Origin of the sequence: Chromohalobacter sp. 11-W, from assembly GCF_029889905.1 — a bacterium.
In the GTDB taxonomy this organism is placed as follows: Bacteria; Pseudomonadota; Gammaproteobacteria; order Pseudomonadales; family Halomonadaceae; genus Chromohalobacter.
The window spans coordinates 185751-198936 of the sequence record NZ_JARANZ010000001.1 but is presented as its reverse complement, the minus strand read 5'-3'; the positions used below and the strand labels follow the sequence as shown (position 1 = coordinate 198936).

At 60.9% G+C, this 13186-nt stretch carries 13 protein-coding genes; 6 read left to right on the top strand and 7 right to left on the bottom strand.

Annotated features, from left to right (window positions below):
• Nucleotides 1–33: 33 nt before the first annotated feature.
• On the bottom strand, nucleotides 34–1041 hold the full coding sequence (locus OP494_RS00910; RefSeq protein WP_280538876.1) for an arabinose ABC transporter substrate-binding protein: 1008 nt from the start codon (nucleotides 1039–1041) through the stop codon (nucleotides 34–36).
• A 159-nt stretch (nucleotides 1042–1200) separates the two neighbouring features.
• Between OP494_RS00910 and OP494_RS00905 the strand changes: the two genes are divergently transcribed.
• From OP494_RS00905 to OP494_RS00890, 4 genes are all read left to right on the top strand, one after another.
• Nucleotides 1201–2139, top strand: coding sequence for a LysR substrate-binding domain-containing protein (locus OP494_RS00905; protein ID WP_280538875.1), 939 nt, complete (start codon nucleotides 1201–1203; stop codon nucleotides 2137–2139).
• A 250-nt stretch (nucleotides 2140–2389) separates the two neighbouring features.
• Complete coding sequence (locus OP494_RS00900) at nucleotides 2390–3241, top strand: cytochrome b/b6 domain-containing protein (protein WP_280538873.1); 852 nt, start codon at nucleotides 2390–2392, stop codon at nucleotides 3239–3241.
• Complete coding sequence (locus OP494_RS00895) at nucleotides 3228–4013, top strand: molybdopterin-dependent oxidoreductase (RefSeq protein ID WP_280538872.1); 786 nt, start codon at nucleotides 3228–3230, stop codon at nucleotides 4011–4013. Before OP494_RS00900 ends, OP494_RS00895 begins: the two co-directional genes overlap by 14 nt.
• Before the next feature lie 119 nt (nucleotides 4014–4132).
• Nucleotides 4133–4900 carry a hypothetical protein gene (locus OP494_RS00890; RefSeq protein ID WP_280538871.1) on the top strand — a complete coding sequence of 256 codons (768 nt, stop codon included), beginning with the start codon at nucleotides 4133–4135 and terminating at the stop codon, nucleotides 4898–4900.
• 97 nt (nucleotides 4901–4997) lie between these two features.
• Here OP494_RS00890 and OP494_RS00885 read toward each other — a convergent pair whose 3' ends face one another.
• Together OP494_RS00885 and mtgA are read right to left on the bottom strand one after the other, a co-directional pair.
• A complete protein-coding gene (locus tag OP494_RS00885) occupies nucleotides 4998–5927 on the bottom strand; it encodes a Gfo/Idh/MocA family oxidoreductase (RefSeq protein WP_280538870.1) in 930 nt (309 codons plus the stop codon).
• Nucleotides 5928–5985: 58 nt separating this feature from the next.
• Complete coding sequence (gene mtgA, locus OP494_RS00880) at nucleotides 5986–6690, bottom strand: monofunctional biosynthetic peptidoglycan transglycosylase (protein ID WP_280538869.1); 705 nt, start codon at nucleotides 6688–6690, stop codon at nucleotides 5986–5988.
• Between the two features lie 496 nt (nucleotides 6691–7186).
• Here mtgA and OP494_RS00875 point away from each other — a divergent pair, with 496 nt between their 5' ends.
• Together OP494_RS00875 and OP494_RS00870 are read left to right on the top strand one after the other, a co-directional pair.
• Complete coding sequence (locus OP494_RS00875; protein ID WP_280538867.1) at nucleotides 7187–8740, top strand: DHA2 family efflux MFS transporter permease subunit; 1554 nt, start codon at nucleotides 7187–7189, stop codon at nucleotides 8738–8740.
• A gap of 77 nt (nucleotides 8741–8817) precedes the next feature.
• Nucleotides 8818–9984 (top strand): HlyD family secretion protein, encoded by a 1167-nt coding sequence (locus tag OP494_RS00870; protein ID WP_280538866.1) that lies wholly within the window; start codon nucleotides 8818–8820, stop codon nucleotides 9982–9984.
• A 28-nt stretch (nucleotides 9985–10012) separates the two neighbouring features.
• Here the strand turns inward: OP494_RS00870 and gstA are convergent, their stop codons facing one another.
• The 4 genes from gstA to OP494_RS00850 are packed head-to-tail and all read right to left on the bottom strand — an operon-like array spanning nucleotide 10013 to nucleotide 13143.
• Nucleotides 10013–10618 carry a glutathione transferase GstA gene (gene gstA / locus OP494_RS00865; protein ID WP_280538865.1) on the bottom strand — a complete coding sequence of 202 codons (606 nt, stop codon included), beginning with the start codon at nucleotides 10616–10618 and terminating at the stop codon, nucleotides 10013–10015.
• 46 nt (nucleotides 10619–10664) lie between these two features.
• A complete protein-coding gene (locus OP494_RS00860) occupies nucleotides 10665–11474 on the bottom strand; it encodes an MBL fold metallo-hydrolase (protein WP_280538864.1) in 810 nt (269 codons plus the stop codon).
• A gap of 32 nt (nucleotides 11475–11506) precedes the next feature.
• Nucleotides 11507–12310, bottom strand: a complete 804-nt coding sequence (locus tag OP494_RS00855; RefSeq protein WP_280538863.1) for an HAD-IIB family hydrolase — start codon at nucleotides 12308–12310, stop codon at nucleotides 11507–11509.
• The gene (locus OP494_RS00850; protein WP_280538862.1) at nucleotides 12307–13143 is read right to left on the bottom strand and encodes a DeoR/GlpR family DNA-binding transcription regulator; all 837 of its coding nucleotides are present in this window, start codon (nucleotides 13141–13143) and stop codon (nucleotides 12307–12309) included. Before OP494_RS00850 ends, OP494_RS00855 begins: the two co-directional genes overlap by 4 nt.
• Between the last annotated feature and the right edge of the window lie 43 nt (nucleotides 13144–13186).

Below are 13186 nucleotides of genomic sequence, written 5' to 3'. Positions count from 1 at the left end.
GCATGCCCGCGCCCCGGGGCGCGGGCATCGATCTTACAAACCCAGCTCTTCCCGTACGTCTTGCCAGTTGTCGCGCGTCATCAGCTTACCGGTAGTTTCGGTATTGGCCTTGGGCTTCTCGCCTTCGGTAATCCACTGGTAGAGGTTGTCCGCCGACTGGCGCCCATGCATGGTCGAACTCACGGCGACAGTACCGTGGAAGCCAGTAGGCGTCTCACGCGAGAATTCTGCGAACGCCGCGCCGGAGCCGTTGATGCCCACGCCGATGACCTGTTCAGGGTCGAGTCCGTACTGTTCACTCGCGCGTACGCCGCCCAGCACGCTCTCTTCGTTGAGCGCGTAGATCACCCAGTGCTCGAAATCGCCACGCTTGGAGAACACCGGCGATGCCGCCGAAAAGGCGCTGCTGGTATCGGTATTCTGCTGCGGCGCATCGAAAATGTTGTCCTTCTTGAAACCGGACTCGAGCAACGCAGCCGTGGCACCATCGGTACGCTCTTTTGCGGTAGGCAATTCATAGTTGGTGATACGCAGTGCCGCGACCTCGTCCGGATCCCAGCCGCGATTGTCCATCTCTTCGGCGATGGCGTTACCGACTTGCTCACCGATCTTATAACCGGACATCCCCAAGTGCGGCACGTTCTCCATCGGCTCGCCATCGCTGCCGATAAAGCGGTCGTCGACGGTCACCACTTTCATGCCATATTGCTTGGCACGGTTCATGATCGCTGGCCCCAGCCGCACATCCGGCGGACAGATCACGAAGCCCTGAGCGCCTTGCGAGTTGAGGTTATCAATGGCACTCAGCACTTCCTGGCCGTCCTCGCCCGACAAGCGCACCACTTCGAAACCCTTCTCTTCACCCAATGCGGTTGCGGCCTCTTGCTCATTGATGAACCACGCCTGCTCGGGCTTCTTGACGATGAAGCCCATCTTGACGTCCTCATCGCTCTGGGCTTGTGCCGTCAACGGTCCAGCGCTCAGCGCCAAGCCCACGGCCATTCCCAGTAGCTTGCGCGTCATCGGTGTTGTGAATGACATTCGGCGTCCTCCTGGATCCCTCAAAGGGGTTGTTGTTGTGTTGCAGAAAAGGTTTCTTAACAGTCTGAACAATAGGCATCAGCGAAATAACCTACTAATGCCACTTGACAGAAATACTGATATCCATTTTGTTATTGTTTTCTCCTGAGGCCAGACACCATGAGCTCCTTGCCCACTGACTGGTTCATGAAGGTGCGACTAAAGTTGCGCCATTTGCAGTTGTTCATCGCGCTAGATGAGCTGCGCAACCTGCACCGCGCCGCCGAGCGACTGGGCATGAGTCAGCCGGCGGCGTCCAAACTGCTAGGGGAGCTAGAAAACCAGCTCGGACTCGTGTTGTTCGACCGTCACCCACGCGGCATCGCCCCCAACTGGTACGGCGAGACGGTGATTCGACACGCGCGCGGTATCATGTCGTCGCTTCACCAGGCGGGCGAAGAATTGAGTGCATTGCATGCGGGCAGCGCAGGGAGTGTCTCGGTGGGCACGGTGATGGCGCCCGCCGTCACGCTGCTGACCAGTGCGGTGGAGCGTGTGCATCGCGACCGTCCCAACCTCAAGGTCAGCATCGACGTGGATGTCAGCCACGCGCTGATTCCGCGCCTCATGGAGGGCGAGTTCGATTTCGCCATCGCGCGAATTCCCTCGACGCTTCCGGCGGGCGATTTCGTCTTCGAGGAGATCGGCGAAGAGGCGCTGTGCTTCGTATGCCGCGCCGACCACCCGCTCGTTCAACGCGAGTCGCTGAATCTGGCGGCGATGGTCGACTACCCTTGGGTATTGCAGCCGCCCGGCGCCTTGATGCGCCAGCGGGTCGACCATCTATTCCTGCATCACGGCGTGGCGTTGCCGCGTCAGATCGTCGATACGCCGGACATCCTGGTGGCCCTGGCGATGGTCGATAAATCGGATACCGTGACGGTCACCACACGGCAGGTCGCCGAGCTGCTCTGCGACCAACCCCGATTTCGCATCCTGCCGTTTCCGGAGGCGCTGAGCGTGCAACCCTACGGCCTGGTCAGCCTGCGCGAGCAGCGGCTTTCGCCCGGCGCTGCGGCATTGATGTCGACCCTGCGCGAAATTATCGGGGGACGCTAGCCGCCTCCTTTAGCGAAAAAACCCCTTGGCCAAGTAAGCAGACAAGGCCAGCGTCGATCCCGAAGATCAATAGCCAACAAGCGGCGTAACCTCTAAAGTAATGAGAGGTACTCAGCAACTATACTGACCTTTCGAACCGGCCTAGCATTCCAAGTAACTGACCGTTTCATACTTTGGCATACATGCAGTGCCGGGTAGCCGACGTATCAGAACAGACTCCATCGTTCATTACCGCCAAGGATACTGGCCCATGACGGATACCCTTGAGCAACCCCGTTCGCGCCTCAAACATCGCCATCGGTTACCCGTTCGCCTTTGGCACTGGCTCAATCTTTGGTGCCTGATCGTACTGTTGATGAGTGGGCTGCAGATTTTCAATGCGCATCCGGCGCTTTACTGGGGCAGCGCCTCGAACTTCGACAACCCCTGGCTAGAGATGTATGCCATTCGCGGCACGGACGGCGACATTCAGGGTCAGACAGCGCTCGGCCCTTGGGTCTTCGATACCACCGGTGTTCTGGGCTACTCCAGCAGCAATGGTCAATCCACTGTGCGCGGTTTTCCCGACTGGCTCACTCTGCCGAGTTACCAATTCCTGACTATGGGGCGGCTTTGGCACTTCTTCTTTGCTTGGCTGTTCGCTGGCGCCGGGGCGCTGTTCGCTCTTTATGCACTCTTCAGCGGCCATCTGAAGCGCGATTTATGGCTGCCCGCATCGCAGTGGCGTGGTTTGGGCCGAGATGTCCTCGATCACCTGCGCCTACGTTTTCATGGCACCCGTGGTGGCTACAATGGGCTGCAGAAACTCAGCTATCTAGGCGTGCTGTTCGTTGCCCTGCCGATGATGGTTGTCACCGGTATGTGCATGTCACCCACCGTCAACGCGGCAGCACCTTGGTTACTCGATCTGCTCGGCGGTCGTCAGAGTGCGCGCTCGATCCATTTCATCATCGCCGGTTCGCTAGTGCTGTTCGTCATCATTCATCTACTGATGGTGATATTGAGCGGCCCGATTCGGCAAATCCGGGACATGCTGACCGGAGGCCGATGCCAGACACCTGCGGCAGAAACGCAACGGAGTGCTTACCATGAAACGAAGTGATGCTTCTTCCGCCGACCGCCGCGGGCGCCGCCGCTTCCTGAAGCGAGCATCATTGGGGATGGCGACGCTGGGCCTGGTCGGTTGCGATCGTCTATCGCAGAACGAGCAGGTCGTCGACACGCTCGATCTCGCCGAGCAACTCAACCTGCGCGTGCAGCGCTTTCTCGCCGGTGAGCGAGGATTGGCGCCGGAATACCCGACGTCAATGATCGACCAGACCTTTCGGCCCAACGGCTCCACCGACCCGCAGGCCTCGCGCTATCGTCAGCTCGCCGCCGGCCAGTTCCGCGACTGGCGCTTGGGGATCAATGGCCTGGTCGATAACCCGCTCTCACTCTCTCTGGACGAACTCCGGGCGATGCCCGCACGCACCCAAATCACGCGTCATGACTGCGTCGAGGGATGGAGCGCCATCGGCCAGTGGCGTGGGCCGGTACTAGCCGACCTACTCGACCGTGCCGGCGTCCAATCTGGTGCGCGCTACGTCATCTTTCACTGTATGGATCAGTTGGGCGGCGAAGACTTCTACTATGAGAGTCTGGATTTGAGCGAAGCGCGTCATCCGCAGACGATTCTCGCCTATTCGCTCAACGATGCTCCGCTACCGATCGCCAACGGCGCGCCGCTGCGCCTTCGCGCAGAACGCCAGCTTGGCTACAAGATGGCGAAATATCTTTCCTCGATTACACTCGCCACCGATTTTGACGACATCGCTGGCGGTAAAGGAGGATTTTGGGAGGATCGTGGTTACACCTGGTATGCGGGGATCTGACCGAGCCGAAATACCACCCTCGCTTGACAATTCATTACGATCAACTGCACTCAACCGAGCGGACTTATCAGAAAACTTAGCCTGATACCGCTCACCACACGCAAGAAGAAGGATTTTTCATGCAAACCATCAACGCAACTCGCACGCTCCGCATAGCGCTGTTCGGTCTCACCGTGGGCTGTTTCGCTGCCAATGCCGTCGCCGATACACCCAACAACCTACGCGGCACTATCACGGAAGTCAGCGATGAAGGCTTCTCTGTCGAGTCAACCTCCGGCGATAGCAATCATCGCGTGGTGCTTGGCGAAAATACCCGGCTCGCCGCTGTCAGTGAAAGCAGTCTCGATGAGATCGAAAAAGGTACCTTCATCGGCACCGCCAACGTGGCTGGCGAAGACGGCCAACCCGCCAAGGCTCTAGAAATGGTCATCTTTCCGGAATCAATGAAGGGGACTGGAGAGGGTGACTACCCGTGGGACACACCGCGCGGTGCGAGCAATGGCAACGCGAGCGGTGAGAAACTGGGCGGCAGCGGCAGTGGTTCCACCGTGACCAACGGCACCGTCAGCTCGACCGGCAGTGATGACGCCATGGGCAACAATGCGGAGGGCAAGATAGGCGGCGCCTCGAGCGGTTCGACCATGACTAACGGCACCGTGGACAGCACTACCGACGAGAACGGCATGATGACACTGACCGTCGACTACGGCGATGGCAGCAAGCAGATTCGCGTCCCTAGCGATGTGCCGACAGTCATGGTCAGCAAAGGCTCCATGGACGACCTCAAGACTGGCGCAGCCGTCTTCGTCGCCGGCAACATCACTCAGGATCCGGTCCAAGCCAAGATCGTGATTGTCGGTCGTGATGGCACCATACCGCCGATGTAATGCGGTTCTCGATCCATGAATCGTCACGCCGACAGGAACACGCGTTCGGTCGGCGCTGGAGCCAGTTTCACATAGCGCCGAGCCGGCGTCGCATCAGTCAGTCGTCGTGGAAGGCACTGACGCTGACGCGCTGGCCAAGCAGGAAGGCATCAGCAACATGCCGTAGCGGCGCGACATCGACATCGCTCTCGCCATTGGCGATGAGCTCGGCGAAACGAGCGTAGAGCCCGGGATACTCGACATCGCCGCCCTCCAGCAGCACCTCATCCCCGATGGTCAAACGACTGCCGCCCTGGGTAAGCGACAGCGGCCCGGCATCGGTCTCGATGTAAATGTCCCAGGTCTGCGGCCCCGTCTGGCGCCAGTCGAACTCGGCCCGAATATCGGCATCATGCGCATCGCGAAACGCCAGCGTCGCCGCGATCGGTCCCTGGCGATTGGCCGGCACTTCCAGTTCGCCCTGGGTGAGAAAGAAGGGTTCGGGCAGAATCGCAGTGATGATCGACAGCGCGTTGATGCCGGGGTCGAACACGCCCAGACCACCGGCTTCCCAGATCCATTCCTGGCCGGGATGCCAGCGCCGTACGTCTTCCTTCCATTGCACGTTGACCGAACGCACGCGACGCTCACTCAGCCACTCACGGGCCTGGGCGACCCCCGCCGCGTACCGCGAATGCCAGGTCGCGAACAGCGTCACGCCGGCACGCTCGGCCTGAGCACGCAGATCTTCCACCTCACTCAGCGTCGCGCCCGGCGGTTTTTCCAGCATCACATGCTTGCCTGCGGCGATGGCCGCACGCGCCTGTCGATAACGCACTTGCGGCGGGGCACATAGCGATATCGCCTGGATATCCGGGCGCTCATCGAGCAGGGTCTGGATATCGCGAAAATGCGCGACACCCTCAAGCGACGCATTACGGCTAGCCACGGCATCGAGCGTAAACGCCGCGTTGTCACGCAGGGCGGGCACGTGCTGATCGCGTGCGATCTTGCCGAATCCGACGATGGCCACGGAAGTGGAATTCATGAAGGCTCCTTATCTGATAAAAGCGACTGCGATGACAGCGGCGAGCAGATGCCAACGCTTACAGGCGCTCGAGGTAGGCGCTGCCACCCAGTTGACGCATTTGCTGCCGAATCCACTGGCTGCGCTGCTGAATGTACGCCGAGGGCCGCGACGCACTCCACTCACGCGGATTGGGCAGAATCGCCGCTAAGCGGCTGGCCTGCGCTGCGCTGAGTTGGCTGGCGCTCACACCGAAGTAATGCTGCGCGGCGGCTTCCAGGCCGAACACGCCTCGGTCCCACTCGACGATATTGAGATACACCTCGAGGATCCGCTCCTTGGGCCACAGCAGTTCGATCAAGACCGTGAACCAGGCTTCGAAGCCCTTTCGCACCCAGGTCCGGTCGGTCCACAGGAACAGGTTCTTGGCGGTCTGCTGGCTGATGGTACTGGCGCCGCGCAGGCTGTCGCCGCTGAACCAGGCGTCGAGTGCCTTCTGCATCTGGTTGAAATCGAATCCGTGATGCATGGGAAAGCGCTGGTCCTCTGAGGCGATCACCGCCAGCTTGGCATTGTCGGAAAGCGACGCCCATGGCCGCCATTGCTGGTGGATCGAGACCGGCTCGCCACTCACCCACGACTCGATCTTGCGCTCCAGCATCACCGTCGAGCCGAACACCGGTACCACGCGAAACACCAGCACCAGAAGCACCGATAGCCCCACGAAGCCAAGTATCACGAACATCAAAAAGCGCAGTCCCCTGCGCAACCAATCCCGCGTCATGCGTTAGCCTTATTGAGTCGCAGCATCATGACGAAGGAGTATATCAGGCCTGCTCGTTAACAGACTGCCGCATAGTCAGACACCAACCTAATGCGTGTACCGATAGCCATCTAATGTGTTTTGTGGCTAAAAGTGATAGCGATTCAGTCATGAGACCCGCACGCCTCCGCAAGATCGGGCGCCGCCCCCTCACCCCGCGACCAAAGACGCACGACCAAAGTCTTAAGACCGACGTGAGATGACCTCGGCGACAGCGATGGCCGCTTCGGGGCGTGTCTTAGTCTCATCCCCGGCACGTTGAAAGACGTCATGCAAACACGCCATAATCGCTTAGCTAACAAAATATCGTCACGTTATCGATTTGCCTGCTTGCGGTTTTCATGACAGCACGCCTGGCATGGGTAACGCTCACGACTCACAAGGACAAAGCTTTGCATTCTCTCTCGTTCGCGTCCTCGTCACGATGTCGCCGTTCCTGCTATATCGGCGGTCGTGCATGACGCAGGTCGATCAACTTTTCGAACGTTATGGTTCCCGCTACCGCCTCTGGGTCACCCTGACCGTGATGCTAGGGCTCGTGGCACTCGGCATGTCGATCACCATCGTCAATGTGGCGATTCCCTACATCAAGGGCGCCTTCGGCATGAGCGACTCCCAGGTGCAGTGGCTGTCCACCGGCTTTCTGGCCTCGACGACCGTCTCCCTGCTCGTCGCGCCGTGGCTGGTCTCCGCCGTCGGCCAGCGCGCCACCTTCATCGGCTTGTTGATCGTATTCATTGCCGCCTCGATCCTCGGTGGTCTGGGGCAAGGCATGGGCATGCTCATCGCGGCGCGCGTCATTCAGGGCGGGATGACGGGGCTGATCCGCCCGGTGGCCATGCAAGCACTATTTGCGGCTTATCCACCCGAAGGACGCGGCATGGCGACAGCGATGTACGGCATGTGCCTGGGCCTGCCGCTGACGCTGGCCACGGTGATCGGCGGCTGGCTGGTCGAGCATTTCACCTGGCGTTACGTCTTCTTCGTGACCCTACCGATCTGCGTGGCGGCGGCGGTGATGGGCTACTTCTTCCTGCCCTCGCGAGAACAAAAGGGCCCGCGCTCACCCTTCGATTGGGCCGGCGTCGTGCTGTTATTCGTCTCGGTGTTCTCGCTGCTGGCGGCGCTTTCCAACGGCCAGCGTTGGGGATGGTACGACCCGCGCGTGCCGACGCTGATTCTCATCGCCCTACTCTGCGGCACCGCGTTCGTGATCTGGCAGAATCGTTCCCGGCATCCGTTGATGGATCTGGCGATCTTCCGCAACCGCGTCTTCGTGGTCGGAACTCTGGCGATGTTCCTTTTCGGCGGCACCTTCTACGGCATCATGTATTTGCTGCCGCAATTCGTGCAGTCGGTGCTGCATTACAGTCCGATCACCGCCGGACAGATCTTTCTCCCTTCCACTGCCGTGTTGGGCGTACTGGTGCCGCTGGTGGGCTGGTTGAGCGACCGTCATCCGCCGCATCGCCTGACGGTACCGGGGCTCGCCTGCACCATGTATGCGGTGTGGCTGATGACGCAGATGGACTGGAATACTTCGTTCGCGTACCTGGCGACGGCGATGGGCATTCTTTCCATCGGCATGGCCTCGTTTCCCCCGCCGACGCTTTCCAACGCCATCGCCGGGCTGCCCCGGCATTTGACCGGTCACGGCTCCGGGGCCATCAACTTCGCGCTGCAGCTCGGCGGCGCACTGGGCACGGCGGGGCTGGTGATCCTGCTCGACCGACAGACGGCGCAACACGGCCAATCGCTCAACGCCGGCGTCAACGCCGATAACGCTCTCGCCCAGCAGCAACTCCACCAGCTCGCCGACCTGGTCGGCCATCTCGGCGCCTCAGCCACTCAGCAAAGTGCCATGGCCGGGTATCTGATGGAGCGTACCGAGGCTATATGGGCCTCCATCCTCGCCTATCAGGACGGCTTTTGGGTGCTCACGGGAAGCCTGTTCATCGTTGCGATTCCCTCGCTTCTGCTCAGCCGCTGGCGCGCCACGACGCCCAAGTGACCACGAAGACCAAGTGACTACGCAGACTAAGTGACCACGACGCCCACGCGACGCACGTTTCGACCAAGGACACTGCCATGACCGACGACACAACACCTCAGACGACCGACAAACGCCGCTTTCCATCGCGCGGCAAATGGCTGATTCTGGCGATTCTCGTGGTGCTCTGCCTGATCTGGATCGGCTTCGCGATCGCCCATCGCCTGACACACGTCAGTGCTCAGGACGCCCGCGTGATGGCCGATCAAATTACGGTCAGCAGCCGCTTGGACGGTCGCATCACCGACTTCACGCTCACCGAGGGCGATACGCTGAAGAAAGGCGACGCCGTGGCGGCACTCTACAGCAAGCCCGACGAGCGCAAGATGGCATCGCTCGAGGCCAATGTCGCCGCGCAGCAGGCCCAACTCGACTACGAGAAAGCACGCTTGGCGATGGCCCAGAAGCAGCTTGAAGGCGGCATGAACCTGACTCATCAAGACCTCGAGGCCAGCCAAGCCGCCGAGGAAGCCGCCCAGGCACGGCTCACCGAGGCTCAACGCGAGTTCAAGCGCGCCGACACGCTTTACAAGAAAAAGTCAGTCTCCGAACAGCGCCGCGATCAGGATTACTACGCCTACCAAGCCGCCAAGGCCGAGCACGCTCAGGCGCAGCAAGAAGTGGAAGTCAGCCAGGCGCTGGCCGACAACGCCCAAGTGGGCTTCATCAATGGCTCGCAGATGCCACTGCCCAACCCCGACGTGTTGAAAAAACAGGTGGGAATCGCCGAGCAGAATCTCGCCACCGCCCGGGCCAAGCGCGACGAGGAGCGCCTGCGCCTCGACGACCTGCGTATCACCAGCCCCAGCGACGGCGTGATCAACAAGACGTTGGCCGATCAAGGCGAGTACATCAGCGCGGGGCAACCGATCCTGATGATGCACGACCCCGACAAACTCTGGGTCGAGGCTAACATCAAGGAGACCGATATCGGCGAGCTGCGTCAGGGCCAACCGGTCGCGATCACCGTCGACGCTTTCCCGGACGCCACCTTCAAGGGCCACGTCAGCGTCATCGGCCGTGCCGCCACCAGCCAGTTCGCGCTACTACCGGACCCCAATCCCTCCGGCAACTTCACCAAGATCACCCAACGCCTGCCGGTGCGCATCCAATTCGACGATGGGCCGACCGAGCTGGTCGGCCCTGGGATGATGGTCGAGGTGGATATCGACGTCAGCGACGCCAAACCGCGCGATCACGGCTGAGCACAACGGGCCGAGCGCAAGCGATTGCTCACTTCAAGCCTTCGGCCTGCATGGCGCGCTGAACCGAGTCCCGCTCGGCGATGCGCGCCACGAAACGCTGCAGATGAGGCCACGCGTCCAGCGAGACATCCACCACCTGCGCCCAACTGAGCACCGTGAACAGATAGGCATCCGCCACGCTGAAGCGCTCACCCATCACGTAGTCACACGACGCCAAGCGCTCGTTCATCAGCGAGAGTCGCGTCTCGAGATTCTTCTGCGCGATGCTACGCCAGGTGTCGCCGCTGTTAGGCTTGAAGAAAGGACTGAAGTTCTTGTGCAGCTCGGTGGAGATGAATACCAGTTGGCCCAATAGCTCGAAATACGCCTTGCTGCCCGGGGAAGGCGCCATCTCAGCCTCCGGTGCGAGATTGGCGACGTAGAGAAGAATCGCCGCCGCCTCGGTCATCACCTCACCGTCGTCCAACACCAAGGCGGGCACGTACCCATTGGGACTGATCGCCAGATAATCCTCGCCGCTCTCCGTTTTCTTGGCAGCCAGATCCACTTTCTCGATCTCGTAGGTCAACTCGGCCTCTTCCAGCGCGATGTGCACGGCCATCGCGCAGCTACCCGGCTTGAGATACAGCTTCATGTCATGCGCTCCATGATTGTCATCATTGGGTTGTAAAGGTGTGCGTTCACTTCGCCCGAGGCACCTTCAATGCCTGGCAATGACGCGCTACCGACAGCGCCACCACGGCGCTGGCATCGGTGGTGATCTCGCTGCCCCAGAATGCCGCGTAGGCGGCTTCGAATTCCAGTGCGTGCAAACGCTCGCCGATGCGTGCCACCTCGTCGGCAGGCAATGGAATGTTATTGGGATACGACCACATAAACGACGCCATGCGATCTGGCGTTATCAGCAGCGTATCTCCCGTCAACAATAGGCCACGCGCTTCCCAATGCAGTACGCTGGCGCCGGGGAAATGACCGCCTAGGCGGTGCGCCGTTATTCCCGGCAGCACCTCCAGCGTCTCGCCCTCCCACGGAGTTAGCGCTTCATCCGGCACCATGATCCATTCGCGATCCGCTGCGTGCACATAGACCGGGCACTTAAACGCACGGCCCCAGCTCGCCATGGTGGCGTAGTAATGCGGGTGCGAAATGATGATCGCCTTTAGCCCGCCCAGCGCTTCGATCAACGTGACCGTGGCTGTATCCAGCAGGCTCAGGCAATCCCACAATACATTGCCGTGGGGCGTGCGCAGCAAGAACGCCCGCTGGCCGATGGCGAATTTCGGGACCGTGCCCAGCGCCAGTAGACCCGGCGCCATCTCGCGAAAGGTATTGGTATGCCCCGCCGCCAGGGCCGTCGGCGTCGTCCATTGCTGACCCGACGCCGGCACGTACTGCCGCTCGTCCTCACATACCGGACACCGCGACGGCGGCGCCTCGCTCGCGGGATACTGCACCCCGCATGTCGCACACAGAAATCCCGCCGGCAACATAATCCATTTTCCTCCCTCGTGTTAGCGCTTGTTCACGCTCTGGCGGCTAGCAGCGCCTCCGCCATTTCCACGAAGCCGTCGCCATGGCTGGCATTACATAGCCAGCTTGGGGGCCGAGGCAATTGATCGAGGCGCGTGACTATGTTGGCAACGCCCACGCTCAGCGGGTGGCGCTGGAAAAGAGACGCATCATTGGGCGCATCACCGATGAACAAAACACGATCTCGGCGTTCTTCGGGCCGAAGGCCAAGGTCATGCTCAAGCACCCAATCCGCCATGGTGGCTTTGTCATGATCGCCGAACCAGGCATTGACGTGAATTGAACTGGCTCGAGCACTAGCGCCGGCGTCATGAAAAGCCGCGATTAGACGTGCAATCGCATCATCATCAAGGGGTGCTACATCTTGCCCATGGTCGACAGCCACATCGGCCAGGCGGTAACGCTGGTCGGCGGCCAAGCGAGATCCAGGTACGGCGCGCATCGCTTGCTCGGCAATCGCTAGCAGTTGGTGCTGTTCCTCATGCAGTGCTATCAGCGGTCGCACGCTGTGAATGTCCAGCCCACCCGCTTGCGTGCGCCGAAATCGGAAGGCACCGCTTTCGCCGATTACTGCCGCGACCGGCCAGGCGCGAACGAGATGATCGCACCAGCCAGCGCAACCGCCGGTGACCGGAATCACCGTAATACCGGCGGCATCGAGTCGCTCCAATGCGGCCAGCGTTTTACTCGCCAGGCGACCATGGCGAGTCAAGGTATCATCGACATCGGTCAGCACCACCGACACACCGGCCAATGCCTCACGTGGCGCACATTGCAACGGCTGGGGAACGCTCATGCGGTATCCTCGCGGGCAGTAGTGTCCGAGACACGCGCCGATAGCGCGCTGTCGATAGCCTCGAGAGTGGCGATATGTACGGCGACGCCGGCACGTTCCAGACGCTGCGTCATGGCATCGGAGGGCGCTCGGTCGGTGACAATGCCATCGAGTACGCTCAGCGGCGCCACGCGCTCGAGTACGGTCTGGGCGAATTTGGTGTGGTCGACGAGTAGGTAGGTCCTTTCGCTGCGCTCAATCAGCGTGCGCTTGACCCAAGCAGCGTCACGGTTGACGTCGAGAATGCCTTCCTGCGTCAAACCGCTGGCACCGATGAAAGCGATGTTGGCGTGAAAACGAGTCAGGTAGTCGGTCGTATCCTGCCCGAAGATACCGCCTTCACGGGCATTGAAGTCGCCGGGGCACAAGATCAGTCGAGACGCCGAGGACGCCATCGCGCGTGCTACCGGGTAGCTGTTGGTGATTACGGTCAGCGTTTGCCCGTTAGCCGCCAGTTGCCAGGCAAGCTGAGTCGTCGTGGAGCCGGCATCGATCATCACGACCTGACCGGGTTCCACCAGCCGGGCAGCGGCATGGGCAATAGCCCGCCGCTCGTCGACAGTCGCTCGCTCGCGTTCATCAATGGGCGGCTGGATCCCCATCGGGCGCGCCACGGCTCCACCATGGGCACGATCGAGTAGCTCCTGGTCGCTGAGTGCGTCCAGATCACGGCGTATCGTCTCGGCGGTCACCCCAAAGCGCGAGGCAAGCGTCGCAATGCGCACGTGGGGCGTATAGCGCAGAACCTCGAGGATCTGAGCATGACGTTCGTCCTTGCGCGGCTTGCGGCTCATGACGCTAAGACTCCTTAACACATTTAGCAAGACTACCTGGGTC